Raw genomic sequence first — 25,053 nt, 5'->3', positions numbered from 1 at the left:
AGCGCCGGCGTGCGGCGGCCCGGCCGCCGACTCAGCTCTGGTGCGACTGGTAGTGCGCGACCGCGTCGGAGGTGCGGCCGGCGCCGTACACCCGGAGGAACTCTGCCAGCTCCGGGTGAGTCGGGGCGAGGGTGTCGGCCGCGTCGATGATGTCCCCCGCCGCTGCCACCGAGCGCAGTAGCGACTGGATCTCGCGGACGACCCGCTTGACCGTGGGCGCACCCGAACTGCTCGTCGACTGCGTGGTGTTGCTGAGCACCGAGCCCCCTTGCGACTTCTTGATCTCGTCCATGCGTTCGGTCGCCTCGGCGGCGCTGACGCTGCCGTCCGCGACCTGCCCCGCCAGGTCCTGTAGCAGCTGTACTCGCTGGACCACCGCGGGATTGCCGATCTTGGCACGCTGACCGCTCATCAACTGCGACAGCATGGGCGCGGAAAGTCCCAGCACCCCGGCAAGACGCGCCTGGTTGAGGCCCAGATCCTCGATGAGCCTACGGAAGAGCGCCCCCAGCGGCTCCCCGTACCAGTTCCGCTGCAGCTCTTGAGCTCTTGCGGTTGCTTCCTGCTGTGCGGCGTCCATTGCGTCTCCCCATCGCTTCCCCAAATACCGCGGTTCGCTCTAGCGAACCACTTCGAGCATCTTACGGAGAGTGGTCGCCCACGGGGAGCCCTAATCTTTTTGCGAGATCCCGGGGGTGACCCGGTACTCTGGTCTGCGGCGCCCGTCGGTATCCCATTCCACCGGCCGGACGCTTGTCTTCGGGGCCTTAGCTCAGTTGGTAGAGCGCTGTCTTTGCATGGCAGATGTCAGGGGTTCGACTCCCCTAGGCTCCACATCCCGGACCGGTCAGACGCCCTTCAGGGCGGCTGGCCGGTTCATGTTTTTCGGTGACCTGAGTCACGCATCGGACTTCGCAGTCGTTGCATTTGTTTGCGCAAACGCCCGGGATGTGCGCGGGCGCCGTCGGTGCCCCGCCGGCGCCCGACATGGCGCGGGGGTGGTGCGCGTCGACGCCGGAGCCGTGCGTGAGCTGCTGTAAGCAGATATGGGTAATCAGGGCAATGCGCACGGTGAAGAGGGTCTGTGCGGATGTTGTGAGCATCGGTCGTTGCAAACGTCATCGTGGCGGAAGGCGTAAATCAGCTCGATTCCGTGCCGCGCGGCCACGCTCCGGGCGCTCGGGTGGCCCAGTTCTGCCGGTTCCGTCGGTCCCGCCGGTTCCACGTGAAACATCGCCGTGGGGCAGAAGACCCTCAAGTCTTCTGCCCCACGGCGATGTTGTTGCCCTTGCTCAGGGCTTGTTTGTCCGGTCGGGGGTCAGTGGAGGTCGTCGCGGTCCGCCGCCTCGTCCTCGGCCTGCTTGGCCTGGACCTCGGGGTCCAGCTCGGACCGGTCAGTGCCGTCGACGGAGGACAGACGGCCCGTCTCGGGCACCTCCGTCGCGGCGGGCGGCTCGACCAGCCAGTCGGGGTTGGCCTGCTTGTCCCACCACTTCCAGGCGGCGAAGGCGCCACCCGCGAGGATCCCCACGACGGCCAGCCCCTTGGCGATACGGCCGGCCTTCGCCCGCCGCTGCTGCCTGCGGACCAGTTTCCGGATCTCCTTGGGTGAGACCTGTCCGCGCAGCGCGGCGATGGCCGCCGCACCGCGTGACGCGGCCTCCTCACGAACAGGCTGGGACGCGGCCACCGCCTGCTCGATCCTCGGCTTGGTGTAGTCGGCGGCCTGCGCGGCCGCCTGGCGGGTACGGACGGCGGCCGTGTGGGCGGCCTGGTCGACTTTCGGCGGCACATGCGTACGGGCCTGCTCAAGGCGCGGCGCGAGATGGGCGCCGTACTGGACGCGGGCCTGTTCGGCGGCCAGCGACACCTTGGGCGCGAGCCGTACGCGTGCCTCGTTCGCGTAGTACGAGGCCCGGTCCTTGGCCGTGTCGGCGTAAGGCGCCACCACTTCCGCGGCGTGCAGCACGCTGTCCTTCGCCGAGCCGGTCGCGGCGCGCACGCTGTCAATGCGGGTCACGGGTCTTCCTCCTCCTCGGTGGCGTACGTGGGCGTTCGAGTACCCCAAAAGGGCACGGTTCACCTTTCCGCCCTGTTCGAGATCATGCCCCCCGAGAGGCCGCGAGGCATGCGAGATGGGGCATACGGGGCAACAGGAGCTTGTCGCCGACAATGCCACGGATCGCCGCTTCGCGCCCTGTCCACGCAAGGACTCGACGGGATTTCTGCAAGGGCGCTCCCCGGATGTTCGCTCGGTGGTGGTGGCCGGGCGACGTGCGTCGCGGTCCGTGCAAGGATCGGGGAGTCAAAAGAAGGCAACGGAAGGCAGATCGTGGCTGAGCAGCTCTACGCCACCCTGAAGACCAACCAAGGCGACATCGACGTCCGGCTCCTGCCGAACCACGCGCCCAAGACGGTCCGGAACTTCGTCGAGCTCGCCACCGGCGAGCGTGAGTGGACCAACCCGGAGACGGGTGAGAAGTCCACCGACAAGCTCTACGACGGCACGGTCTTCCACCGGGTGATCAGCGGATTCATGATCCAGGGTGGTGACCCGCTGGGCAACGGCACCGGCGGTCCTGGTTACCAGTTCGAGGACGAGTTCCACCCGGAGCTCGCCTTCGACAAGCCGTACCTGCTGGCCATGGCCAACGCCGGCCCCGGCACCAACGGCTCGCAGTTCTTCATCACCGTCTCCCCGACGGCCTGGCTGACCCGCAAGCACACCATCTTCGGCGAGGTCACCGACGCGGCCAGTCAGAAGGTCGTGGACGCCATCGCGAGCACTCAGACGAACCCGCGCACCGACCGCCCGGTCAACGACGTCGTCATCGAGTCGGTCGTTGTCGAGACCCGCAAGGGCTGAGACCCGAAGACTCGATCGGACCAAGGTCCCGAAGGTCCCGAAGGGGTCCGGAAGACTCGAAGGTCCCGAAGACTTCCGCAGGGAACCAAACGCCCCGCTCATCCGTAAGGATGGGCGGGGCGGTGCATTGCGTACGACCGGATTGAGGGGACCCCATGGACCAGGCGCCAGGCAGCCCGCAGGGCCCGCAGGACCAGGGACATCAGGACGCCCAGGCCCTGCCCACCTGCTACCGGCATCCGGATCGTGAAACCGGCGTGCGCTGCACCCGCTGCGAGCGCCCCATCTGCCCCGAGTGCATGATCAGTGCCTCCGTGGGCTTCCAGTGCCCCGAGTGCGTCCGCACCGGCTCCGGTACGGGCCACGCGCCGTCGGCCTCGCAGCCCCGCACCCTCGCGGGCGGGACCGTCGCCGCGGACCCCCGGCTCCTCACCAAGGTCCTGATCGGCCTCAACCTCGCCGTCTTCCTGGTCCAGCAGGCGGTGGGCGACCGCTTCACCGACCGCTTCGACCTCATCGGCCGCGCGTACGTTCCGCTGCTCGGCTCGGTCGAGGGCGTCGCGGACGGCCAGTGGTACCGGATGCTGACGGCGATGTTCCTGCACGGCAGCTATGTCCACATCCTGTTCAACATGCTCAGCCTGTGGTGGATCGGCGGCCCCCTGGAAGCGGCCCTCGGCCGTGCCCGCTATCTCGCCCTGTACTTCGTGTCGGGCCTCGCGGGCAGCGCGCTCAGCTACCTGCTCGCCGCCCCGAATCAGCCCTCACTCGGCGCCTCCGGCGCGATCTTCGGCCTCTTCGGTGCGACCGCCGTCCTCCTGCGCCGGCTCAAGTACGACATGCGCCCGGTCGTCGCCCTGCTGGTGATCAACCTGATCTTCACCTTCAATCCGGCGTTCAACATCGCCTGGCAGGCCCACATCGGCGGACTCGTCGCCGGTGTCGTCGTCGGCTACGCGATGGTCCACGCCCCGCGCGAGCGGCGGGCCCTGATCCAGTACGGGGTGTGTGCCGTGGTCCTGGCCCTGGTGGTTGTCGCGACGCTGGTCAGGACGGCTCAGCTCACCTGAGGTACCGCTCGGCTCACCTGAGAAGCCCTGGGGAGCGGTGTTGTCCACAGATCGTGGCGGATCTTGTGCACGCTGTGTGGGAACAGCTGTGCCCCCTGTCACTGACCCGAGTTTTCGCAGGTCGGACAGGGGGCGAACTGGTTTACGGATCCCGGTAGGTCAGTCACACCGGCGTCAACCCTAGATGGGTTATCCACAGATCGTCTTAGTTTTCCACCTGTGGAAAACTCTTGTGGATAACTCAGTGGATAACCCTGGGCAGAGCTACTTCCACTGTGTGGAGACGCCGAATCCCGCCGCGATGAAGCCGAAGCCGACCACGATGTTCCAGTTGCCGAGGGCGTCGATGGGCAGCGAGCCGTCCGTCACATAGAAGACGACGATCCAGGCAAGGCCGATGAGGAACATGGCCAGCATGACCGGTGCTACCCAGCCGCGGCTGGTCAGCTTGATGTTGGTTGCCTGCTTCGCCGGGGGCGGCGTGTAGTCGGCCTTCTTGCGGATACGTGACTTCGGCACGAGGGTCTCTCCTGTCGATGCGCTGCGTGGCCGCGCAGGGAACTGGGGCGGGCTCCGGGGCAGCGTACAAGGGGACACTGAGCGCTCCCCCGGGCGTCCGTTAGCGTAGTGCTTCCGCGGCGCCGAAGGAGATAAGGGTACGTTGAGCAATTCTGCCGACTCCCCCGGGACGGGTTCGAGTCCTGCCGTTACGCGCCGATTCCGGCCCGTACGTGTACTCACCGTGGCCGTCTTCGCGCTCGCCGGGCTGATTTTCTTCACCAGCTTCAACACGGCCAAGGGCACCAACATCCGCACGGACGCGTCCTTGCTGAAGCTCTCCGACCTCATTCAGGAGCGCAGCCACAAGAACGCGTCGCTGGACGAGTCCAACGGCACCCTGCGCGACGAGGTCGACACGCTCGCCGGACGGGAGAACGGCGGCAGCAAGGCCGACACCGCCAAGCTCGCCGCGCTGGAGAAGAACACCGGCACCCAGAAGCTGAAGGGCAAGGCCGTCACGGTCACCCTCAACGACGCCCCGCCGAACGCCACGGCCAAGCTGCCCGGCTACCCCGAGCCGCAGCCCGATTACCTGGTCATCCACCAGCAGGACCTGCAGGCCGTGGTGAATGCCCTGTGGCTGGGCGGCGCCCAGGGCATCAAGGTGATGGACCAGCGGCTGATCTCCACCAGCGCGGTCCGCTGTGTCGGCAACACCCTGATCCTCCAGGGCCGGGTCTACTCGCCCCCGTACAAGATCACCGCGATCGGTGACCCGCAGAAGCTCCAGAAGGCCCTTGCCGACTCTCCGGCGATCCAGAACTACATGGTGTACGTCAACGTCTACGGGCTCGGCTGGAAAGTCGAGGAGAACGGGACGGTGACTCTTCCCGGCTACTCGGGCACAGTGGATCTCCACTACGCAAAACCTGTGGAGTAGTGGCCGAGGCAGCTGCCACTGGGGGGTCCCGTGTCGGTGCGAGTGCTCGTCCGGACAGTGAGCGAACTGTGCATCACCATCGGCACGCTGATCGTGCTCTTCGTGGTCTACGTCCTGTTCTGGACGGGTGTGAAGGCCGACAGCGAGATGAACCACCAGATCGACCAGCTCCAGAAGCAGTGGTCGAAGGGATCGGTCGCGCAGCGGTCGGAGCCGCCCACGGCCGCCCCGGCGGGCGGGAACCCGAAGACGCCGACGCCCGCCAAGAGCCCGACGGCCACCGGGACCCCGAAGCCCCCCGGCCCCTACGCCTACGGCAAGCCCTTCGCGGTGATGTACATCCCGCGTCTTGGTTTCACGTGGAACAAGCCCGTGCTCGAAGGCACCGGCACGAGCGTCCTGAAGAAGGGGCTCGGGCATTACCGGGGGACGGCCCAGCTCGGGCAGGTGGGGAACTTCGCCGTCGCGGGGCACCGGCGTACGTACGGCGACCCGTTCAAGGACTTTCCCCAGCTGCGCCGGGGTGACGCGGTGGTGCTCACCGACGGGACGACCTGGTTCACGTATCGGATCGACAAAGGCCCCTACAAAACAGTGCCCACGGACGTTGAGGTGATCGATCCTGTGCCACGTAAGTCCGGGTACACGGCTCCGGGCCGCTATCTCACGCTGACCACGTGCGATCCGGAGTGGGGGCACAGTCATCGGCTGATCGTCTGGGCGCATCTTGACTCCACACAGCCTGTGGAGGCCGGGAAACCTCAGGCGCTACGCCGTTAGTCTGGTCCCGTACGGCGTGGGTCCGATGGTGTAGGGCGTGGCTCTGGTGCCGTGATGCGACGGAAGGGACAGCATGTACGGCTTCATCTGGCGGCATTTGCCGGGTAACGCATGGGTGAAGGCGCTGATCTCACTCGTGCTCGTTCTCGGGGTGGTCTACGTGCTCTTCCAGTACGTCTTCCCGTGGGCCGAACCGCTGCTCCCCTTCAACGATGTGACGGTGAACAACCAGTGAGCGCGCGGATTCTCGTCGTCGACAACTACGACAGCTTCGTCTTCAACCTGGTCCAGTACCTGTATCAGCTCGGTGCCGAGTGCGAGGTGCTGCGCAACGACGAGGTCTCGACCGCGCACGCCCAGGACGGCTTCGACGGCGTGCTGCTGTCACCCGGCCCGGGCGCTCCCGAGCAGGCCGGCGTCTGCGTCGAGATGGTCCGGCACTGCGCGGACACCGGGGTCCCGGTCTTCGGCGTCTGCCTCGGTATGCAGTCGATGCAGGTGGCGTACGGCGGTGTCGTGGACCGGGCGCCCGAGCTGCTGCACGGCAAGACGTCGTTGGTGGAACACGAGGGCAGGGGCGTCTTCGCCGGGCTGCCGTCCCCCTTCACCGCGACCCGGTACCACTCTCTCGCCGCCGAGCCGGAGACCGTGCCGGCCGAGCTGGAGGTCACCGCCCGTACCCACGACGGGATCATCATGGGGCTGCGCCACCGTGAACTCCCGGTCGAGGGTGTGCAGTTCCATCCCGAGTCGGTGCTGACCGAGCACGGTCACCGGATGCTCGCCAACTGGCTGGTGGAGTGCGGCGACCAGGGTGCCGTGGCGAGGTCGGCGGGGCTCGCCCCGGTGGTGGGCAGGGCCACGGCGTGACCGCGCTGCGCCCCGAGCGCGAGTCCGGCGCCGCCTACGGCGATACCGGAGACGACGGGTCCTCGTACGGGCAGCAGCCGTACGGGGTGCCCGGCGCGTTCGAGGCCGCGGTCGAGCAGCTCGCGGATCCGCTCACCGATCCGCTGCCGGGGCCCTCGCAGGCCCGGGGGTCCGCGGGGCGACACGCCGCCCCGCCGCCCGTGGACGTACCGTCCGCCGCCGTGTCGGAGAGCGGGCTCGGGGGCGGGCAGGACTGGTCCGGGCAGCACCAGTACGCCGTGGACGGCCCCGAGGGGTATGCGCGGGACTGGCAGGGGGCGCCGGGGGGTGTCCAGGCGGCGCAGGGCGCATCGGGCGCCTACGCGGACGTACGACAGCCGTTCGTGGACCCGGCGGCCCCGGTTCCCGGACCGATTCCCGCCCCCGCTCCGGCTCCCGCCCCCGCGTACGGCCAACCGCTCACCAGACCCATGCCCATGTACGCCGATCCGGTCGGCGCGGCTCCGAAGCTGGACGACGAGACCGTGGCGTTGCGGGCGTCGGAGGTCTCCGAGGCGCGGCGCCGGGCCGAGGAGTTGGCGGGCGGGGCCGCGAACGAGGGGATACCGGCGCCCGGGGGTCGCGCGGCGCGGCGCAAGGCGGCCCGTCGCAACGGCCACGGGCGCCACGGAGGGGTTCAGGAGTCCCAAGAGCCCCAGGGTGCCCAGGAGTCGGTGCAGTCGGCGGAGAAGGCCGCTGAGGGCCCGCGGAGCCGCATGGAGGCCCGGCGGGCGGCGCGCGAGCAGAAGCCCGGTGTGGGCGTCCTCGTCAGCCGGGTGATCGGCGAGGTGTTCATCACCACCGGCGTCCTGATGCTGCTGTTCGTGACCTACCAGTTGTGGTGGTCGAACGTGCGGGCGCACCAGCAGGCCGGCAGTGCCGCGCATCACCTCCAGGAGGACTGGGCGAGCGGTAAGCGGAGTCCGGGGACGTTCGAGCCGGGGCAGGGGTTCGCCATCCTGCACATCCCGAAGCTGGACGTGGTCGCTCCGATCGCCGAGGGCACGAGCAAGACGAAGGTGCTCGACCGCGGGATGGTGGGCCACTACGGCGAGGGGGCCCTGAAGACGGCGATGCCGGACGCCAAGACGGGCAACTTCGGGCTCGCGGGGCACCGCAACACGCACGGAGAACCGTTCCGGTACATCAACCGCCTCAAGCCCGGCGACTCCATCGTGGTCGAGACCCAGGACGACTACTTCGTCTACAAGATGACGTCGATCCTGCCGTCGACGCCCCCGTCGAACACGAAGGTGCTGGACCCGGTCCCCCAGGGGTCCGGTTTCACCGCGCCGGGCCGCTACATCACACTGACCACCTGCACGCCGGAATTCACCAGCAAGTACCGCATGATCGTGTGGGGCAAGATGGTCGAGGAACGCCCGCGCAGCAAGGGCAAGCCGGACGCGCTCCTCGGGTAGGAGCCCCGTCGGGCACGAGCACGTGAGACAACCTGAGACAGACCAGACGGGGCAGATGCACAGTGGCAGCGAGGACCGACCACGACGAGCGCGCCGAGGCGGCCGACGCCGAAGCGGCCACTCCGAAGCGTCGTGGAGTCAGCCGGATCGCGATGGTGGTCAGCATCCTGGGTGAACTCCTCATCACCGCGGGCCTGGTGCTCGGCCTGTTCGTCGTCTACTCCCTCTGGTGGACGAACGTCGTCGCGGACCGCGCGGCCGACAAGCAGGGCGACAAGGTCCGCGACAACTGGGCCCAGGACAAGAGCGGTCCCGGCGCCCTGGACACCAACGGGGGCATCGGCTTCCTGCATGTTCCGTCCATGAAGAACGGCGAGGTGCTGGTCGAGAAGGGCACCTCCACGAAGGTCCTGAACGACGGTGTCGCCGGCTACTACACGGACCCCGTCAAGGCGACGCTGCCGATGACCGACAAGACCGGCAACTTCACGCTCGCCGCCCACCGCGACGGCCACGGCGCCAAGTTCCACAACATCGACAAGGTCAAGAAGGGCGACCCGATCGTCTTCGAGACCAAGGACGACTGGTACGTCTACAAGGTCTTCTCGATCCTCCCCGAGACCTCGAAGTACAACGTCAAGGTCCTCCAGACGGTCCCCAAGCAGTCCGGCAAGACGAAGCCGGGCCACTACATCACCCTGACGACCTGCACGCCGGTGTACACGTCGGAGTACCGGTACATCGTGTGGGGCGAGCTGGAGCGGGTGGAGAAGGTGGACAGCGCGCGCACGCCGCCGAAGGAACTGGGCTAGCGTCGTCAGGACGGCTGCTGTGCGGGAGTGACACGTTGTCACTCCCGACATGAGCTGGGCCCGAAGCCGCAACTAGCTCTTGCGGCTTCGGGCCCTTGTGCGCAGCGGTGTGGCTACTCCAGAACTGCCAGCGCTGCTCCCGCGCTCCACTCCTCAAGCAGTCCGCGGTGTACGGCGGTGATGCCGCCGTCGGTGGCGACGTTCAGGGCGTCGGGGGTGAAGGGACACGTCGCCACGAAGAGGGCTACCTCCGAAGTGTGCAAAACCTTGGCCGCCCCGACGAACTTCTGCACGTCAGGGCTGGTGACGGAGAGGTAGGGCGCGAACCTCTTGCACTGGACGGCGACGTGCCGCCCGTCGGCTGTACGTCCGGTGATGTCGATCCCGCGGTCTCCACGGCCGCCTCGTAGGACCACATTGGTGCAGCCGTCGCGTCGCAGCAGTTCGGCGACGTACTCTTCGAACTCCCGACCGTTCATGGCGTCGATGGATGCCATGACTCCGGCGAGAGGGCGCTCCTCCCGGGGGCCTTCCAGACGCTGGAGCCGAGCGTGGTGCTGACGGAGCCTCCTCTCGACCGTCTCGACCCCAGCTCGCAGTGCGATCAGTTCTCTGCGGTGCTCGCCCGACGTTTCGATCAGGGCGTTGAACATCGGGACGACTGTCTTGCCGAGGATGTGAGTGATGCGCTGGTCGATGCGGTCGTCAAGCGACACTGTGTTGCTTGGGACGGGTTCCTCCACGGGGTGAGCGTGTGCCAGGTACTCCATGTCGAGGAGGTACGTGCGCACCTGGCGGGCGACGTCGCTGTCGCGGAGGAGCATCGCGACGTTGAGGACGGCTCGGCGCGAGTAGAGCGTGAGGCTGGAACGAGGTTGTGGATAACTTTCTGGAAAGCGTGACAAGACGTCACGCTTAAATTTCGCGAGCTCAGCACCTTGGAGCGTCACCATGCCGTTGCTCGCCAGTTCCCCGGGATGCCGTGCTTTGAGTTGCCGGATCGCCTCGGCTGTGACGCCGAAGTACGCCGCCACCATCGCCGTCGTCACATGCATGCCGTCCGGCAGTAGTGACAGGGCCTTCACCCGGTCGAGTACGTCCGTCTGTTCAAGCACGCTGTCGCGCAGGCTCTTGGATTCCAGCAGTGCCGATTCGTTGATCACTTTCTGCCCTCCTGTTGGTGGTACGGCCGTGTGGCCAGGGCAGAGCTGTGACATGACACCCCACCCCAATCGATCAACGAGTCGGCAGACATGAAGACACGATCGTTTTGCGGGCGTGCGCTCGGTCGGTCGAGGCAAAAGCGTCGACCCTGCGGGACGCATCTGGGGTCCACATCGATCACTGCGCCCCCTGGCCGCCTGCCGTGGCGGCCACCGGGCGACTCGAACGAACTGAAACGAACTGTGCCCCGCCCGGAAGGCACTTCCGGGCGGGGCACAGTGTCGTTCAACCGCCGCGTCAGCCCCCGTTGGGGCCGCCGAAGAAGTTGGTGCCGCCGTTGTTGTTACCGCCGTTGTTGTTGCCGCCCTGCCCGGAGTCGGCCGCGATGAGGTTGACCTTCTGGCCCGCCGTCACCTGCGAGCCCTGCGACGGATCGCTGGTGAGCACTATGGCGTTGTCGTCCGTCGAGCCTGCGACGTTGCCGAGTTGGAGATTGTTCTGCGCCAGGGTCTGTTTGGCCTGGGCAAGGGTCATCTGGGTCACCTGCGGCATCTGGAAGGTCTGGTTCTGCGCCTTGCCGACCTGGATGTTCACCCTGGAGCCCTTGTCGGCCGGGCTGCCGATTGCCGGAACGGTCGAGACGACCTTGCCGGCCTGGTTCGGGTCGGCCACGTCGATGTCGGTGCAGTCGCCGACCAGGTTGTTGTCCGTCATCAGTGCCTTGGCCTCTTCACAGGACTTGCCTGCCACGTCCGGGACCGTGGACTTCGCGACGGCCTTGGCGATGGTGAGGGTGATCGGTGATCCCTTCTCCACCTCCTTGCCGAGCGGGATGGACTGGTCCAGGACGGTGTTCGGGTCCTCCGTGGACTCCTGGGTCTTCAACTTGACCTGGAACTGGTAGCCGTCGCCCTCGAGGATCGTCTTGGCTTCGTCCAGGCTCTTGCCGAGGACACTGGGCACCGCGACCTTCGGCGCCCCCGTGGACACGGTCAGAGTGATCGTGTCGCCCTTGGTGGCCTTCACGCCCGCCTTCGGGTCCTGGTCGCAGACGTTGCCGGTCTTCTGGTTCTCACAGGGCTTCTTGGTGATCGAAACCTTCAGCTCCGCGTTCTTGGCCAGCTGGGTGGCGTCCTGCCGCGTCTGGCTGACGAGGTTGGGGACCACGACGGTGTTGTTGCTCACCCCGCCGCCGCTGGAGATCCACTTCCCGATGAGGATCGCGCCGATCAGAACCAGCGCACCCGCCACGACCAGCAAAATCGTCGAGGTGTTCGACTTCTTCTGCTGGCGGCGGCGGGCCGGGCGGTCGTCGTAGTTGTTGTAGCCGTAGCCGCCGTCGTCCGGGTTCATCGGGGGCAGCATGGACGTGGCCTGGGCGTCCGCGGAGCGCAGCGCCGTGGTGGCCTGGTGGTCCGGGTAGCCGCCGTAGCCCACGGAGCCCATGGCGGCCGTTGCGGCGACCGGCTGGCCGTCGAGGCAGGCCTCGATGTCCTGGCGCATCTCGTCGGCGGACTGATAGCGGTAGTCCGGGTCCTTGACCAGTGCCTTCAGGACGATCGCGTCCATCTCGGGCGTGATCTCGGGGTCGAAGACGGACGGCGGCTGCGGCTCCTCGCGTACGTGCTGGTACGCGACCGCGACCGGGGAGTCGCCCACGAAGGGCGGGCGCACGGTCAGCAGCTCGTAGAGGAGGCAGCCGGTCGAGTAGAGGTCGGAGCGGGCGTCGACCTGCTCGCCCTTGGCCTGCTCCGGGGAGAGGTACTGGGCGGTGCCGATGACCGCGGCGGTCTGCGTCATCGTCATGCCGGCGTCGCCCATGGCGCGGGCGATGCCGAAGTCCATGACCTTGACCTGGCCGTTGCGCGTCAGCATGACGTTGGCCGGCTTGATGTCACGGTGGACGATTCCGGCGCGGTGGGAGTACTCGAGGGCCTGGAGGATGCCGATGGTCATCTCCAGGGTGCGCTCGGGCAGCAGTCTGCGGCCCGAATGCAGCAGCTCTCGCAGCGTGGACCCGTCGACGTACTCCATCACGATGTACGGGATGGAGATGCCCTCGATGTAGTCCTCACCCGTGTCGTACACGGCGACGATCGCGGGATGGTTGAGCGAGGCGGCCGACTGGGCCTCCCGGCGGAACCGGGCCTGGAACGACGGATCGCGTGCGAGGTCGGCTCGCAGCGTCTTCACCGCCACGGTGCGGCCGAGCCGTGTGTCATGGGCGAGATGTACCTCCGCCATGCCACCACGGCCGAGCACCTGGCCCAGCTCGTACCGGCCGCCGAGGCGACGCGGCTCTTCCATAGCTACCTACCAGCCCTCTCCGTCGGTCCCGACCGCACGCTTGTGTGGTCCGGCGGTGTGCCGTCCGGGCATACCGTACCCGGCTCGGCTTCTGTGACCTGGCCAAGCCCGTCACCCGATACAGGACCGGTATCGCAACGTGCACCGATGTGAAGGGGACGTGACAGGGGTCACTTCTTGCTGTCGATGACTGCCTTCATCACGCTCCTCGCGATGGGGGCGGCGAGACCACCACCCGTGATGTCTCCACGGTTCGCGGCGCCGTCCTCGACCACCACGGCCACGGCGACGGGCGAGCTGCCGTCGGGGAGCTTGGCGTATGAGATGAACCACGCGTACGGCTTCTCGCTGTTGGCGACACCGTGCTGGGCGGTACCGGTCTTGCCGCCCACGGTGACGCCGGAGATCTGCGCCTTCGTACCCGTGCCCTCCTTGACGACCGTCTCCATCATCGCCTGCAGGATCTGGGCGTTCTCCTTGGAGAGCGGCTGGCTCAGCTTCTTCGGTTCGGTCTGCTCGATGGGGTCCAGGCTCGAAGCCTGCAACTCGTCGACCATGTACGGCTTCATGAGCGTGCCGTTGTTGGCGACGGCCGAGGCCACCATGGCCATCTGCAGTGGGGTCGCGGCGGTCTCGAACTGGCCGATGGAGCTGAGCGCGGTCTGCGGCTTGTCCATCTTCTTGGGGAAGTTCGAGGCATTGGACCGTACCGGCGTGAACTGCTCGGAGTTGAAGCCGAACTTCTCGGCCTCCGCCAGCATCTTGTCCTTGCCGAGGTCGGCGCCGATCTTGCCGAAGACCGTGTTGCAGGAGTAGCGGAGCGCCACGCGCATGGTGGCGTTCTTGCAGGGGATGCTGCCCTCGTTCTTCAGCTCGGTCGTGGTGTTCGGCAGGGTGTACGGCAGCGGTGAGTCCGTGTTCTCGTCCGCGGACTTGTACAGGCCGTTCTCCAGCGCCGCCGCCGCGGTGACCACCTTGAAGGTGGAGCCCGGCGGGTAGGTCTCGCGCAGCGCCCGGTTGAGCGTCGGATCGTCGGGGTTGTTCTTCTTCTCCAGCTTCGTCCATGCCTTGCCGTCGACGCTCGTCGAGTTCCCGGCGAAGGTCGACGGGTCGTACGACGGGGTGGAGGCCAGTGCCAGGATCGCGCCGGTCTGCGGGTCGATCGCGGCGACGGCGCCCTTGCCCCGGCTCAGCAGGCCCTGGTACGCGGCCTTCTGCGCGGCGGCGTTGAGGGTGGTGACGACGTTGCCGCCCTGCTTCTTCTTGCCCGTGATCATGCCGAGGGTGTTGCGGAAGAAGAGCCGGTCGTCGTTGCCGGTGAGGATGCCGTCCTCGATGCTCTCCAACTGGGTGGCGCCGAAGGCCTGGGAGGCGTACCCGGTGACGGGCGCCCACATCGCGCCGTCCTTGTAGGTGCGCTTGTATTCGAAGTCGTTGTAGCCGCTGCCGGTGCCCTTTGCGGACCCGGTGATCGACTTGCCGTCGACGATGATGTCGCCGCGCGGTGTGGCGTATCGCTCGATGGCGACGCGGCGGTTCAGAGTGTCGGACTTCAGGGTGTCCGCCTGGACGTACTGGAGCCAGTTGTCACGGATGAGCAGGGCGAGGACGAGGAGTCCGCAGAAGATCGCGATCCGGCGCAGGGGCTTGTTCACGGGCGGACCACCTGGGTCATCTCGGCGTCGGGGCTGGGTGCGGGTGCGGGTGCCGGGCGGCGGGCGGTGTCGCTGATTCTGATCAGGATGCCCATGAGCGCCCAGTTGGCGATGACGGAGGAGCCTCCGTAGGCCACGAACGGCATCGTCATACCGGTGAGCGGGATCAGGCCCATGACGCCGCCCGCGACGACGAAGACCTGGAGCGCGAAGCCGCCGGAGAGGCCGACGGCGAGGAGCTTGCCGAACGGGTCGCGGGCCGCGAGCGCCGTTCGGATGCCGCGCTCCACGATCAGGCCGTAGATGACCAGGATCGCCATGATCCCCGCCAGGCCCAGTTCCTCGCCGAAGCTGGCGAGGATGAAGTCGGAGTTGGCGGCGAACCGGATGAGTTCCGAGTGGCCCTGTCCCCATCCGGTGCCGAGCGTGCCGCCGGAGCCGAAGGCCCACAGGGCCTGCATGGCCTGCTCGGAGTGGAGGATGCCGTCGTGGGTTCCGGCCTGGCTGAGCTTGTACTCGTGCAACGGGTTGAGCCAGGCCTGGACACGCGTCTGGATGTGCGGTTCGAAGCTCGCCACGCCGACGGCGCCGACCGCCGACATCAGCAGACCGAAGACGATCCAGCTGGTCCGCTCCGTGGCGACGTACAGCATGATCACGAACATGCCGAAGAACAGCAGCGAGGTACCGAGGTCGGTCTCGAAGACCAGGATCAGGATGGAGACGAACCAGACCACCAGGATCGGGCCGAGGTCGCGGCCGCGCGGCAGGTAGAGGCCCATGAAGCGGCGGCTGGCGAGGGCCAGCGCGTCGCGCTTGACCATGAGGTAGCCGGCGAAGAAGACCGCGAGGATGATCTTCGCGAACTCGCCGGGCTGGAGGGTGCCCAGGCCGGGGATCGAGATCCAGATCTTGGCGCCGTAGATGTTGGCTCCGAGGCCGGGGACCAGCGGCAGCAGGAGCAGGACGATGGCGCCGAACATGGAGATGTAGGTGTAGCGCTGCAGGACGCGGTGGTCCTTGAGGAAGATCAGCACGGCGACGAACAGACCGATGCCCAGCGCGGTGTACATCAGCTGGCGGGGCGCTGCCTGGGTGAAGTTGGGCAGCGACTGGAGCAGCTTGGACTGGTCGAGACGCCAGATCATCACCAGGCCGAGGCCGTTGAGCAGCGTCGCCAGTGGCAGCAGCAGCGGGTCGGCGTACGGTGCGAACTTCCGTACGCCGAGGTGGCCGACGCCTGCGAGCAGGCCGAGGCCGAGGCCGTAGCCCAGCAGCCCGGCGGGCACTTTGTCGTTGATGGCCAGGCCGACGTTGGCGTACGCGAAGACCGGGATGACGACGGCGAACACCAGCAGCGCCAACTCGGTGTTGCGGCGGCTCGGTGCGCCGATCGAGCCGATGGTCGACGTGTGGTGCGTCGGCGTGTTCGTACTACTGCTCATGGTGTGACAGGGCCCCTCACGGCTTCTTACTGCTTACCGCACAGCGAGACCAGCTTCTGCTCTTCGTCGGAGAGGCTGGGGCCGGGTGTGGGAGTGGGTGCGGTGGAGGTGGACGGTTTCGAAGACGGTGCCGAGCTGGATGCGTTCGGCGTCGGGGACGGGCTGGACGTGGCCTTGGACGTCAGAGAGGTGGTTGTGGTTCCCGTGGTTCCACCTGCCTGGCCCGTGCCGGTCTTCGCACCGCTCTGGGTGTCGGCGGCGCGACGCTCGGCGTCCTTCTTGCATGCCGAGGCCTGCGTGGCGAGCTCGCCGATCTTCTGCTGGGCGTTCTTGAGGCCGCCCTCCGCGATCGTCGCCTTGACCTGCTTCTGCTGGTACGGCGGCAGGTACTTGAGTTCGATCTCGGGGTGGTCCTTCTCCACCTTCGAGAGCGAGACCCAGGCCAGGTCCTGGCTGATTCCGCGGTACAGCGCGACGTGCTCGTCCTGGATGCCGACGTAGTACTGCGTCTGCGTCCAACGGTAGCCGCCGTACAGACCGCCGCCGATGACGGCGAGCGCCAGCACGCTGTAGAGGGATCTCTTCAGCCACCTGCGTCCGGGGCGCGGCTTGACGAAGTCCTCGTCGGAGTAGTCGCCGAAGCCGCCCGCGGGGACGTAGCCGGTGGTGTCGCCGCTGCCGGGCGGGCCGAACTCGCCGCCACCGCCCTGTCCGGGTACCGGACGGCCGAGGCTGGAGGCGCGGCCCGCGGGGGTCTGCATGGCGCCGTTGTCGTGCAGCTGGTGCTGGTTCTCGGCGACCGCGCCGACCACGACCGGGGTGTCGGAGAGCTGTACGGCGAGGGTGTCGCCGGAGTCGATGTCGAGGACGTCGGCGATGATCACCGTGATGTTGTCGGGGCCGCCGCCGCGCAACGCGAGCTCGATGAGGTTCTGGACGGTCTCCTGCGGGCCCTGGTAGCTGGCGAGGGTGTCTTCCATCGTCTGATGGGAGACGACGCCGGACAGGCCGTCGGAGCAGATCAAGTACCGGTCGCCGGCGCGGACTTCGCGGATGGAGAGGTCCGGCTCCACGTGGTCGCCGCTGCCCAGCGCGCGCATGAGGAGGGAGCGCTGGGGGTGGGTCGTGGCCTCTTCCTCGGTGATGCGGCCCTCGTCGACGAGGCGCTGCACCCAGGTGTGGTCCTGGGTGATCTGGGTGAGCACGCCGTCACGCAGGAGATACGCGCGGGAGTCGCCGACGTGGACGAGGCCGAGGCGCTGACCGGTCCACAGGAGCGCGGTGAGGGTGGTCCCCATGCCCTCCAGCTGGGGGTCCTCCTCGACCATCATCCGCAGCTGGTCGTTGGCGCGCTGCACGGCGGTGCCCAGCGAGGTGAGGATGTCGGAGCCGGGTACGTCGTCGTCCAGGGCGACGATGGTGGAGATCACCTCGGAGGAGGCGACCTCACCGGCGGCCTGGCCGCCCATCCCGTCGGCGATCGCGAGCAGGCGGGGACCGGCGTAACCGGAGTCCTCGTTGCCCTCGCGGATCATGCCTTTGTGCGATCCGGCGGCGAAGCGCAATGACAGACTCATGCGCACCTCGCCCGTCGGCTCCGGGTACATCCGCACGGTGCCCACCCTCCGGTCGGGAGCGCGCCGGGGTCCGTCGTGTGGACCACCACTGCGTGCTCGCTCCGCTCGCGCTCATTCATGATGTAGCACTACTTCCGCAGCTCGATGACGGTCTTGCCGATGCGGATCGGCGCGCCCAGCGGAACGGGCGTGGGAGTCGTCAGTCGGCTCCGGTCGAGATAGGTGCCATTGGTGGAGCCGAGGTCCTCGACGATCCACTGGCCGTCTCGGTCCGGGTAGATCCTGGCATGGCGACTGGACGCGTAGTCGTCGTCCAGCACGATGGTGCTGTCGTGCGCGCGGCCCAGGGTGATGGTCTGCCCCTGCAGCGCGACGGTCGTGCCCGTGAGGGTTCCTTCGGAGACGACCAGCTTGGTGGGGGCGCCGCGGCGCTGTCGGCCACCGCTGCCCCCGCTCGGCGGCGCCTGCTGGCGCTGCGGTGGTGGTGTGGCCTGGCGCGCGGCCTGCTGCGGCCTGGAGGCGTCCCTGCGCGAGCCGCGCTGTGTGACGCGCGTTCCGAACAGGTCGCTACGGATGACCTGCACGGCCACGATCACGAACAGCCACAGTACGGCCAGGAAACCCAGCCGCATGACCGTGAGGGTCAGCTCTGACATTGCCCCCGCTTCACCCTTCGGCTTGCCGGTAAATGATGGTGGTGCTGCCCACGACGATCCGCGAGCCGTCGCGGAGCGTAGCGCGGGTGGTGTGCTGCCCGTCCACCACGATGCCGTTGGTGGATCCGAGATCCTGGATCGTCGAGGGCGTTCCGGTCCGGATCTCACAGTGCCGGCGGGATACGCCGGGGTCGTCGATCCGCACGTCGGCTTCGGTGCTGCGGCCCAGCACCAGCGTCGGGCGGGAGATCTGGTGGCGGGTGCCGTTGATCTCGACCCAGTGCCGCATGCGGCCGCCTGCCGCCGGGCCCGGAGCCGCGCCTGGCCGGGCGCCCATCGGCGAGGGGCCGGGGCGCGCACCGGGCGGCGGCGCGGACGGCATCGGGGGCGCGCCTGTGGGGCCCGGGCCGGGGGCGGCCGACGGATAGCCGTAGCCACCGGGCCGGCCGGGGGGCGGGCCCGCGGGGGCGCGCTCGGGGGCCTGCTGGTCGGTGGAGGAGGCGAGCGTACGGCTGCGCACCCGGTAGAGACCGGTGTCGAGGTCGTCCGCCTTCTCCAGGTGGACCTTGATGGGGCCCATGAAGGTGTAGCGCTGCTGCTTGGCGTAGTCGCGCACCATGCCGGCGAGCTCGTCGCCGAGCTGGCCGGAGTAGGGGCTGAGGCGCTCGAAGTCCGGCGCGCTCAGCTCCACGATGAAGTCGTTGGGTACGACGGTCCGGTCGCGGTTCCAGATCGTGGCGTTGTTGTCGCACTCGCGCTGCAGCGCTCCGGCGATCTCCACGGGCTGGACCTCGGACTTGAACACCTTGGCGAAGGTGCCGTTGACCAGACCTTCGAGACGCTGCTCGAACTTCTTCAGGACTCCCATGGGGCACCTCCTCCTTCGTAACCGTCCTGGTTCTGCCTGCTGTCCACGTCGTACTGCGTACGGCCCGCCGTGTCGTACGGCCTGCCGTAGTCGTCCTGGTCCTGCTGGTACTGCTTACTGATCGTATCCACGCGTCGGGAAATCGGCTGGTTCCCCCTGTCGGCCCGGTCGACGGGTGTCGACGCCTTCCGAAGTCCCCTCCCGAAGTTCCCGCAGGGGCTCCTCTTCGAACACTTCCCGGCACTACTCCTGCCAAGGATCGTAGAGGCGCTCCGAGACCAGTGTCCCGCACCTGACTGTGCACCCTGTCCTGCTCATGGAGAGATGGCCTGGACCGGTACGAGGTTGATACGTGAACCGGTTACGCCTGAGACGTGCGGTGCCGGCGGGGCCCGTGGCCGTGGGAAAGGGATGTGATTCCACCCCGGACAGCGTGCTAATCTTCTGCATGTCGACAGGCGCTCGCACCACTCGGTGAGAGACCAAAGACACACCCAATGCGCGGGTGGCGGAATAGGCAGACGCGCTGGATTCAGGTTCCAGTGCCCGCAAGGGCGTGGGGGTTCAACTCCCCCCTCGCGCACCATGAAGAACCGAAGGAACGGGTCTTCACCACTGACGGAAGTCAGGGTGAGGGCCCGTTTCTCGTGGTTACGGTGGGACTTGGCCTGGACGGTGACGTGGCAGGGCCCCGGTGGTGAGGTATCTCACGGTCGGGGCCGCAGTGGTTTTCCAGGGGCACTTCGGGCGGCTGAGGGGGAGTGCGGCTTCGGTCAGGCGGGGGACTGGGTTTCAGGAGAGGGTGGCAGGGGGTCGGCCACGAAGGTCCCGAGACCGACTTCGCCCCGTGTCCAGCCCTGTTCCCGTGCGTGCCGCATGGCCTTCGCCGCTGTCGCGTTCACCACGCCGAACTCCTGGGCGATTTCCAAGGTGGAAGGTACGCGGCTGCCCGGCGGATACGTGCCGTCCTTGATGCGCCGGATGATCTCCGCTGCAATCTGCCGCCAGAGCGGACGTGTGCGGTCGAGCTCCATGAACTTAGCGTGGGTGACTACGGCATTCTGTGCATCCGTGGTTATCTACGGTTATCCACGGGTATCGTGCGCTCTGAATACAGAACGGCCCCGACGGGAAGCGGCTACTTCCACACCGGGGCCCGAGCCGACTGAACAGGAGTCGACCCATGCGCAGCCTACTGGCCGCGATCCTGAGCCTCTTCCTGCCTCCTCGCGGAGCGCACCGCGGCCCCGGTACGCCACCGTCCCTCACCGTCTGTCCGCCCGTTCCAGCCCACCAACCCGCCCCCGCGCGTCGGCCGGGGCCGCACCCGGCGGACGTCATCGCCGCCGACGGACTGCCCATGGTCCGGCCCTACCTCGCCGTATGGGAACACGAGCGTGACGAACTCGACCGTAGGCGCCTTCAACGGGAGCGGCGCCGGGCGGCGGTCCTCGCGACCCTCGGCCAGGACTACGTCCCGTGGGAGGTTGCCGCATGAGCGCGAGGCGTTTCCGCAGCGTCGGCTTCGACCCGGCAACCGGCAAGGAGGCGTTCGTGGTTGCGCGTCCCGGCGGTTTCCTTGAGGAACTGGCCGACGCGCACGCGCTGAAGGCCGCCGCCGTCCTGGTGACGGTCGTCGGTGCCGTGCTGGATGGAGGCAAGTCGTCGGACGCCGAACTCGCCGCCTTCGTGCCGTCGTTGTGCGCGGCGCTCGAAGAATGCGTCGGCATCATGGCGGCGGACAGGGAGCGATGACGTAGAGGCATCCTGCCGGAGGTATGGGGTGGCGCCGTGGGAGCTTTTCCGGTGGGCACTCAAAGGTGCCTGCGCAAGGGCAGGTGGATCTCCAGCAGGGTGCCGGTGGGGGTGCCGGATGTGATGCCGGTCCGGCCGCCGAGATCCTCGACGCGGCCGGTGAGGGAGCGCAGGGCTCGCACGGAGTCGGCGGAGCCGACGGAACCTGCCGCGGGGCCCTGGCCGTCGTCGGTCACCTTCGCGTACAGCCAGCGCCTGGTGATGCGTACGACGGTGTCCACGCGGTGCGCGCCCGAGCGGGCCAGGCGGTCGCGCAGCGCCTCACGCAGGGCGAGGAAGGTCTCCTCCCGGTGCCGCTCGGAGAGGGTCCACTCGTCACCGATGACCTCGACGGAGGTCTGGACACGGCGGCCGGCGCGCGGGCGGGGGCCCGCGAGGAAGGCCTCCAGGGCCTCACGGAGGGGCGGCAGGTCGGCGCGGTGGCGGATGCCGTCGATGAGCGCCTGGTTCTCCCGGGCCGCCTCGGCCAGTGCCCTTTGGGCGGTGGCGAGATGAGCCGCGACGGCGCCGGAAGCGTCAGGGGTACGGGCAGTGGGGCTGGGAGTGGGACCGGTCCTTGTACTGCTACTGGTGCTGGTACTGGTGGGGGCGCAGGTCGAGGCGGCGTCGAGGCTGAGGCGGGCGAGGGACAGGGCGCCGCCCAGTTCGTCGTGCAGCTGCCGGGCCAGCCGGCGACGCTCGCCGCGGCCGTCGTCGCCGGACCACATCCCCTCCCCGGCCCCCCGGACGACCTCGCCGAGACGCCGGACGACCGCGACCGCGCGGGGCAGCGCGCTCTCGCGGTGCGTGATGCCGCTCTCCAGGACGTGCAGCAGGGCGCATTCGAAGAGCAGGGCGACCGCGGCGGCCACCTGGTGCGGGGAGGCGGCGGGCGGGGCGATGGGAGTGGGGGTGGGGGCGGGGGTGGTGTCCGCGGCCCGGGACAGGGCGGTGCGGGCGAACTCCGTCAGCGTGGTGCGCAGGGCGGGCACCTCCGCCTCGGCGGGGGCGAGCGCGGTGGGGAGACGTGCGGTGAAGCGGTCCAGGACGGCTCCGGTCTCCCAGGAGCCCAGGGCGGTGGCGGGCGACATGGCGGGAGCGTGACCCGGGCGTGGCGACATCCGGGCCGCCGCGCGGACCAGGCCTTCGTGCAGGGCTTCGCCGAATCCGCTGCCGACGAGGGGGATGGTCGGGGTGACGGGGAGGGGTGGGCCGGCGGGAGCGATCGGCCCGGCGGATGCGATCGGGCGGGTGGATGTGATCGGGCCGGCGGATGCGATCGGGCCGGTGGGGGCGGTCGCGGCGGTGGGGGCGGTCGTGCTGCTCATCGGACTCCTCAACGCTCGGATGACGCTCGGGTGCCGGGGGCAACGTGGCCATCGCCAACGTAACAAACAGACTTGTCTGATTGTCAAGAGTGGATGGGCGTTCGGGATGGGGTGTGCTCACGGGATCGCCCGGCGGTCAAGAGTCCTGCCATGGGCAAGAGCTGCAGGATTTATAGGGATTGGATGGAGGTCTGGGTTCACGGGGCTGTCAACTAAAACAGGCATGGTTGTATGATTCTGGTTGTTGCCGGCGCCTACGAGGCACCCGCGCGCTCCTTCATGCCAAGAGCAGGAATAGGCAGGTGCAGCCTGATGCAGACCCGGTCGGAACAGACCCGTCAGGCTCTCGTCCGTGCCGCGGCGGAACTGATAGCGAACGGCCGGCTCTCCGATGCGGGACTGGTCAACATCTGCCGCCGGGCCGGGGTGAGCCGGGGGGCTCTCTACCACCACTTCTCCTCCACCGCGGAGTTGACGGCCGCGGTGTACGAGCAGGCGCACGAGCGGGTCGTCGTGCTGATGGACGAGGCCTTCGAGGGGTCCGTGGAGGATGCCCCGGAGCGCCTCCTGGTCGCCCTGTGCGAGGCGTTGCGCACGGAGGAACTCGTCCGGGCCGGCATACAGCTGGCGGTGGACGGGTCGGCGGGGCCGCCGCGACTGCGTGACGACGTACTGGCGTTGGTGCGCAGGCGGGTGGTCGACGCGCACCGGGACGTCGTGCAGGCGCCGGAGGATCTGGCCGACCTGGCGGTGGTGGTGGCCGCGGGGTTGGAGTCGCTGGGGCACACGGACGCGGAGTGGTGGGACCCCAAGACGTCCAAGCGGCTGTGGGTGTTGTTGCGTCCGTTGTTCTCGTTGGCCGGGGAGGAGCGGACGGAGACGGAACGGACGGGTGGGGAGCGGGTCTGACGGCTCGCGGCGTGAGTTCGCCCGCGGAGGAGCTGCCCGCGTCGGGTGGCCGGGCGGGGTCGGTCCGAGGACCGGCGCCCGGAATCGATGCCCGTGAACGGGACGGCACGAGAAGGGGACCCGTGGTGGGTGCCCGGGACGAGATGTCGGGCTGGGTCCGTCACGGGCGAGGCGGCTCTGCCCGGAGTACGTGTTCGGGTCGCCGTGTTCTGTTCGGCGGGTGTTGCCGGGGCGCGGGGATCGGTTGTGAGGTTGCCGGGTTCAGGGGGTGCGGGTGGCGGCCTGGCGGGTGTGGAGGGAGGGTCAGGCGGTCTCGCGGGTCGGCGGCGGGGTGGTGCGGAGGCGGCCGAGCAGGCCGGGCGTGGCCAGGCCGGGCAGCATGAAGCGCCAGAACGCACCGATGCGTTCCGGCAGATCCTCGCGGTTGCTGTAGACCTGGGACATCAACTGCAGGCCGGTGAAGGCGCCGACGACCGTCGACGTGGCTTCCTGGATGTCCACGCCGGGCAGGATCTCGCCCTGCTCCTCGGCCTGCCGCAGCAGGGCGAGTATGGCGGCGCCGGACTGCTCGTACGCCGTCTGCGGCGGCCGGGAGAACGACGTCTGCTCGACCGCGAGCCGCACACTGGCCCGTAGCACCGGATCGTGCTGCAGACGCTGGGCGAACTCCAGGGTGAGGTCGATGACGGCCTGGAGCTTCACCGCCTGGTCCGGCACCACCAGGGCCTCGCTGTGCGCGGTCACGAGCGCCACGGCGATCGCTTCCTTGGACGGGAAGTGGTGGTACAGCGCGCCTCGAGTGAGACCCGTCCGGGCCAGGATGTCGTTGGTGCTCGCCGCGTCGTAGCCGCGCTCGTCGAACACCCGGGCCGCGGACTCCAGGATCGAGTGCCTCGACCTCGTCCCGCGCTCTTGTGCGGCCATACCAGGTCCTTGCTCTCGCCCACTGGAAATTTACCGACTGGTCTGTATTGTATCGGCAAGGCGGCACGCCGCCAGTAGGCGGGAGTATTTGCTTCCGTTTTGGCTCGATTTTCGGTCGGTTCCCGGTCGGGCCCGTGTCGGTCCTCGAGCGCTCACCGGGCGCTCCTCCTGTGGGTCGTGCGCTGGTCCTCGGACGGCCTGCGGGTGCCGCTTACGGGTGGCCGAGCCGAAAACCGACACCGCGGACGGTGATGATCCAACTGCTCGAACCGAGCTTGCCGCGCAGGCTGCTGACATGGGTGTCTATGGTGCGCCCGCGGTGGGACCAGGTGTCGTCCCAGACCTGCGCCATGAGCTGGCGTCGCGGCATGACGGTGCCGGGCTGCGAGGCCAGTAGACGCAGCAGGTCGAACTCCTTGCGGGTCAGGTCCACCGGCTTCCCGTCCAGCGTGGCCACCCGGGTGCCGACGTCGATGCGCAGCGGCCCGTGGGTGATGATCTGGGCGGCGGCGGGCTGTTGGCGCACCCGGCGCATCACCGCCTCCATCCGGGCCAGTAACTCACGGAAGCCGTACGGCTTGACCAGGTAGTCGTCGGAGCCGGCCTGTAGTCCGAGCACCCGGTCGAGCTCGGAGCCACGCGCGGTGACGGCGATGACCGGGGTGTCGCAGACCGCCCGGATTCCCCGGCACACCTCGAGCCCGTCCAGGTCGGGCAGGTCCAGGTCGAGCAGTAGGAGATCGGCGTCGCGGTGCGCCTGGAGCGCCTTGGTGCCGGTGGCCACGCTCTGCGCGGCGTACCCCTGCCGCAGCAGACCCTGGACGAGGGAGTCGGCGGCCCTGAGATCGTTCTCCACGACCAGGACGCGCAGTGCGCCGGCCGGGGGGCCGGGATGGTCGGCGGCTGCCTGTGGGGCAACGGCCCGCCCGGGCTGGGGAATCGTGGGGCGGTGCGGAAGATTGCGCTGCGATCGGGCGTCGAGTAGATCCACGGCTTGCCGATTCATCTGCTCCTCCTGAGGCACAGTCTCGTCATCACGGAACGGACTGCTGAACTCTCACAATGAGGACGATAGCAAACAGACTTGTCTGATTGTCAACGCGTTCGAAATCCCCCGCGCGTCGGTC

The 25,053-nt window shown here is 68.3% G+C and carries 26 protein-coding genes and 2 tRNA genes; 13 read left to right on the top strand and 15 right to left on the bottom strand.

Annotation, left to right across the window (positions count from 1 at the left end; translation table 11 throughout):
- Nucleotides 1-31: 31 nt before the first annotated feature.
- Nucleotides 32-580, bottom strand: coding sequence for a DNA-binding protein (locus OG819_RS13210; RefSeq protein ID WP_067376635.1), 549 nt, complete (start codon nucleotides 578-580; stop codon nucleotides 32-34).
- 181 nt (nucleotides 581-761) lie between these two features.
- Here OG819_RS13210 and OG819_RS13205 point away from each other — a divergent pair.
- Nucleotides 762-834, top strand: a tRNA-Ala gene (locus OG819_RS13205).
- Nucleotides 835-1,318: 484 nt separating this feature from the next.
- Here OG819_RS13205 and OG819_RS13200 read toward each other — a convergent pair.
- Nucleotides 1,319-2,020, bottom strand: a complete 702-nt coding sequence (locus tag OG819_RS13200) for a DUF5324 family protein (protein WP_266649520.1) — start codon at nucleotides 2,018-2,020, stop codon at nucleotides 1,319-1,321.
- Nucleotides 2,021-2,332: 312 nt separating this feature from the next.
- Between OG819_RS13200 and OG819_RS13195 the strand changes: the two genes are divergently transcribed.
- A complete protein-coding gene (locus tag OG819_RS13195; RefSeq protein ID WP_266626454.1) occupies nucleotides 2,333-2,866 on the top strand; it encodes a peptidylprolyl isomerase in 534 nt (177 codons plus the stop codon).
- A gap of 155 nt (nucleotides 2,867-3,021) precedes the next feature.
- Nucleotides 3,022-3,936, top strand: a complete 915-nt coding sequence (locus tag OG819_RS13190) for a rhomboid family intramembrane serine protease (RefSeq protein WP_266626456.1) — start codon at nucleotides 3,022-3,024, stop codon at nucleotides 3,934-3,936.
- A 264-nt stretch (nucleotides 3,937-4,200) separates the two neighbouring features.
- Here the strand turns inward: OG819_RS13190 and crgA are convergent, their stop codons facing one another.
- Complete coding sequence (gene crgA, locus OG819_RS13185; protein ID WP_266432598.1) at nucleotides 4,201-4,455, bottom strand: cell division protein CrgA; 255 nt, start codon at nucleotides 4,453-4,455, stop codon at nucleotides 4,201-4,203.
- A 142-nt stretch (nucleotides 4,456-4,597) separates the two neighbouring features.
- Here crgA and OG819_RS13180 point away from each other — a divergent pair, with 142 nt between their 5' ends.
- From OG819_RS13180 to OG819_RS13155, 6 genes are all read left to right on the top strand, one after another.
- Nucleotides 4,598-5,377, top strand: a complete 780-nt coding sequence (locus OG819_RS13180) for a DUF881 domain-containing protein (RefSeq protein WP_266583877.1) — start codon at nucleotides 4,598-4,600, stop codon at nucleotides 5,375-5,377.
- A 36-nt stretch (nucleotides 5,378-5,413) separates the two neighbouring features.
- Nucleotides 5,414-6,157, top strand: coding sequence for a class E sortase (locus OG819_RS13175; protein ID WP_266652689.1), 744 nt, complete (start codon nucleotides 5,414-5,416; stop codon nucleotides 6,155-6,157).
- Nucleotides 6,158-6,230: 73 nt separating this feature from the next.
- Nucleotides 6,231-6,392, top strand: a complete 162-nt coding sequence (locus OG819_RS13170; RefSeq protein WP_266432595.1) for a hypothetical protein — start codon at nucleotides 6,231-6,233, stop codon at nucleotides 6,390-6,392.
- Nucleotides 6,389-7,027, top strand: coding sequence for an aminodeoxychorismate/anthranilate synthase component II (locus OG819_RS13165; protein WP_266432593.1), 639 nt, complete (start codon nucleotides 6,389-6,391; stop codon nucleotides 7,025-7,027). The genes OG819_RS13170 and OG819_RS13165 overlap by 4 nt, the downstream gene beginning before the upstream one ends.
- Nucleotides 7,024-8,487 (top strand): class E sortase, encoded by a 1,464-nt coding sequence (locus OG819_RS13160; protein WP_266649518.1) that lies wholly within the window; start codon nucleotides 7,024-7,026, stop codon nucleotides 8,485-8,487. The genes OG819_RS13165 and OG819_RS13160 overlap by 4 nt, the downstream gene beginning before the upstream one ends.
- A 62-nt stretch (nucleotides 8,488-8,549) precedes the next feature.
- Complete coding sequence (locus tag OG819_RS13155) at nucleotides 8,550-9,299, top strand: class E sortase (RefSeq protein WP_266649517.1); 750 nt, start codon at nucleotides 8,550-8,552, stop codon at nucleotides 9,297-9,299.
- A 113-nt stretch (nucleotides 9,300-9,412) separates the two neighbouring features.
- On the opposite strand, the gene OG819_RS13150 is transcribed toward OG819_RS13155, so the two are convergent.
- From OG819_RS13150 to OG819_RS13115, 8 genes are all read right to left on the bottom strand, one after another.
- Nucleotides 9,413-10,624, bottom strand: a complete 1,212-nt coding sequence (locus tag OG819_RS13150) for a restriction endonuclease (RefSeq protein WP_323139340.1) — start codon at nucleotides 10,622-10,624, stop codon at nucleotides 9,413-9,415.
- Between the two features lie 136 nt (nucleotides 10,625-10,760).
- Nucleotides 10,761-12,770 (bottom strand): Stk1 family PASTA domain-containing Ser/Thr kinase, encoded by a 2,010-nt coding sequence (gene pknB, locus OG819_RS13145; protein WP_266649516.1) that lies wholly within the window; start codon nucleotides 12,768-12,770, stop codon nucleotides 10,761-10,763.
- 170 nt (nucleotides 12,771-12,940) lie between these two features.
- The gene (locus OG819_RS13140) at nucleotides 12,941-14,425 is read right to left on the bottom strand and encodes a penicillin-binding transpeptidase domain-containing protein (protein ID WP_266649515.1); all 1,485 of its coding nucleotides are present in this window, start codon (nucleotides 14,423-14,425) and stop codon (nucleotides 12,941-12,943) included.
- The gene (locus tag OG819_RS13135; protein WP_266649514.1) at nucleotides 14,422-15,870 is read right to left on the bottom strand and encodes an FtsW/RodA/SpoVE family cell cycle protein; all 1,449 of its coding nucleotides are present in this window, start codon (nucleotides 15,868-15,870) and stop codon (nucleotides 14,422-14,424) included. The genes OG819_RS13140 and OG819_RS13135 overlap by 4 nt, the downstream gene beginning before the upstream one ends.
- Before the next feature lie 26 nt (nucleotides 15,871-15,896).
- Nucleotides 15,897-17,447: a Stp1/IreP family PP2C-type Ser/Thr phosphatase gene (locus tag OG819_RS13130; RefSeq protein ID WP_266649513.1), complete on the bottom strand. Its 1,551-nt coding sequence runs from the start codon at nucleotides 17,445-17,447 to the stop codon at nucleotides 15,897-15,899.
- Between the two features lie 128 nt (nucleotides 17,448-17,575).
- Nucleotides 17,576-18,103, bottom strand: a complete 528-nt coding sequence (locus OG819_RS13125; protein WP_266432575.1) for an FHA domain-containing protein — start codon at nucleotides 18,101-18,103, stop codon at nucleotides 17,576-17,578.
- A 10-nt stretch (nucleotides 18,104-18,113) separates the two neighbouring features.
- On the bottom strand, nucleotides 18,114-18,971 hold the full coding sequence (locus OG819_RS13120; protein ID WP_266432573.1) for a DUF3662 and FHA domain-containing protein: 858 nt from the start codon (nucleotides 18,969-18,971) through the stop codon (nucleotides 18,114-18,116).
- The gene (locus OG819_RS13115) at nucleotides 18,959-19,102 is read right to left on the bottom strand and encodes a hypothetical protein (protein ID WP_159064449.1); all 144 of its coding nucleotides are present in this window, start codon (nucleotides 19,100-19,102) and stop codon (nucleotides 18,959-18,961) included. Before OG819_RS13115 ends, OG819_RS13120 begins: the two co-directional genes overlap by 13 nt.
- A gap of 368 nt (nucleotides 19,103-19,470) precedes the next feature.
- Between OG819_RS13115 and OG819_RS13110 the strand changes: the two genes are divergently transcribed.
- Nucleotides 19,471-19,557 (top strand) — tRNA-Leu (locus OG819_RS13110).
- 187 nt (nucleotides 19,558-19,744) lie between these two features.
- Here OG819_RS13110 and OG819_RS13105 read toward each other — a convergent pair.
- Complete coding sequence (locus tag OG819_RS13105) at nucleotides 19,745-20,005, bottom strand: winged helix-turn-helix domain-containing protein (RefSeq protein WP_266432570.1); 261 nt, start codon at nucleotides 20,003-20,005, stop codon at nucleotides 19,745-19,747.
- Nucleotides 20,006-20,154: 149 nt separating this feature from the next.
- Between OG819_RS13105 and OG819_RS13100 the strand changes: the two genes are divergently transcribed.
- Nucleotides 20,155-20,469, top strand: coding sequence for a hypothetical protein (locus tag OG819_RS13100; RefSeq protein WP_266649512.1), 315 nt, complete (start codon nucleotides 20,155-20,157; stop codon nucleotides 20,467-20,469).
- Nucleotides 20,466-20,726: a hypothetical protein gene (locus OG819_RS13095; RefSeq protein ID WP_266649510.1), complete on the top strand. Its 261-nt coding sequence runs from the start codon at nucleotides 20,466-20,468 to the stop codon at nucleotides 20,724-20,726. Before OG819_RS13100 ends, OG819_RS13095 begins: the two co-directional genes overlap by 4 nt.
- Nucleotides 20,727-20,785: 59 nt before the next feature.
- On the opposite strand, the gene OG819_RS13090 is transcribed toward OG819_RS13095, so the two are convergent.
- The gene (locus tag OG819_RS13090) at nucleotides 20,786-22,093 is read right to left on the bottom strand and encodes a histidine kinase (RefSeq protein ID WP_266649507.1); all 1,308 of its coding nucleotides are present in this window, start codon (nucleotides 22,091-22,093) and stop codon (nucleotides 20,786-20,788) included.
- A 312-nt stretch (nucleotides 22,094-22,405) separates the two neighbouring features.
- On the opposite strand from OG819_RS13090, the gene OG819_RS13085 reads away from it, so the two are divergent.
- Nucleotides 22,406-23,002, top strand: coding sequence for a TetR/AcrR family transcriptional regulator (locus tag OG819_RS13085; RefSeq protein WP_266649506.1), 597 nt, complete (start codon nucleotides 22,406-22,408; stop codon nucleotides 23,000-23,002).
- A 303-nt stretch (nucleotides 23,003-23,305) separates the two neighbouring features.
- On the opposite strand, the gene OG819_RS13080 is transcribed toward OG819_RS13085, so the two are convergent.
- Nucleotides 23,306-23,926 (bottom strand): ScbR family autoregulator-binding transcription factor, encoded by a 621-nt coding sequence (locus OG819_RS13080; RefSeq protein ID WP_266649505.1) that lies wholly within the window; start codon nucleotides 23,924-23,926, stop codon nucleotides 23,306-23,308.
- A 211-nt stretch (nucleotides 23,927-24,137) separates the two neighbouring features.
- A complete protein-coding gene (locus OG819_RS13075; RefSeq protein ID WP_266432557.1) occupies nucleotides 24,138-24,932 on the bottom strand; it encodes a response regulator transcription factor in 795 nt (264 codons plus the stop codon).
- Between the last annotated feature and the right edge of the window lie 121 nt (nucleotides 24,933-25,053).

This window comes from Streptomyces sp. NBC_01549 (genome assembly GCF_026339955.1).
In the GTDB taxonomy this organism is placed as follows: domain Bacteria; phylum Actinomycetota; class Actinomycetes; order Streptomycetales; family Streptomycetaceae; genus Streptomyces.
Note: the sequence above shows the minus strand (reverse complement) of the source record. Positions and strands in the feature narration are given on the sequence as shown.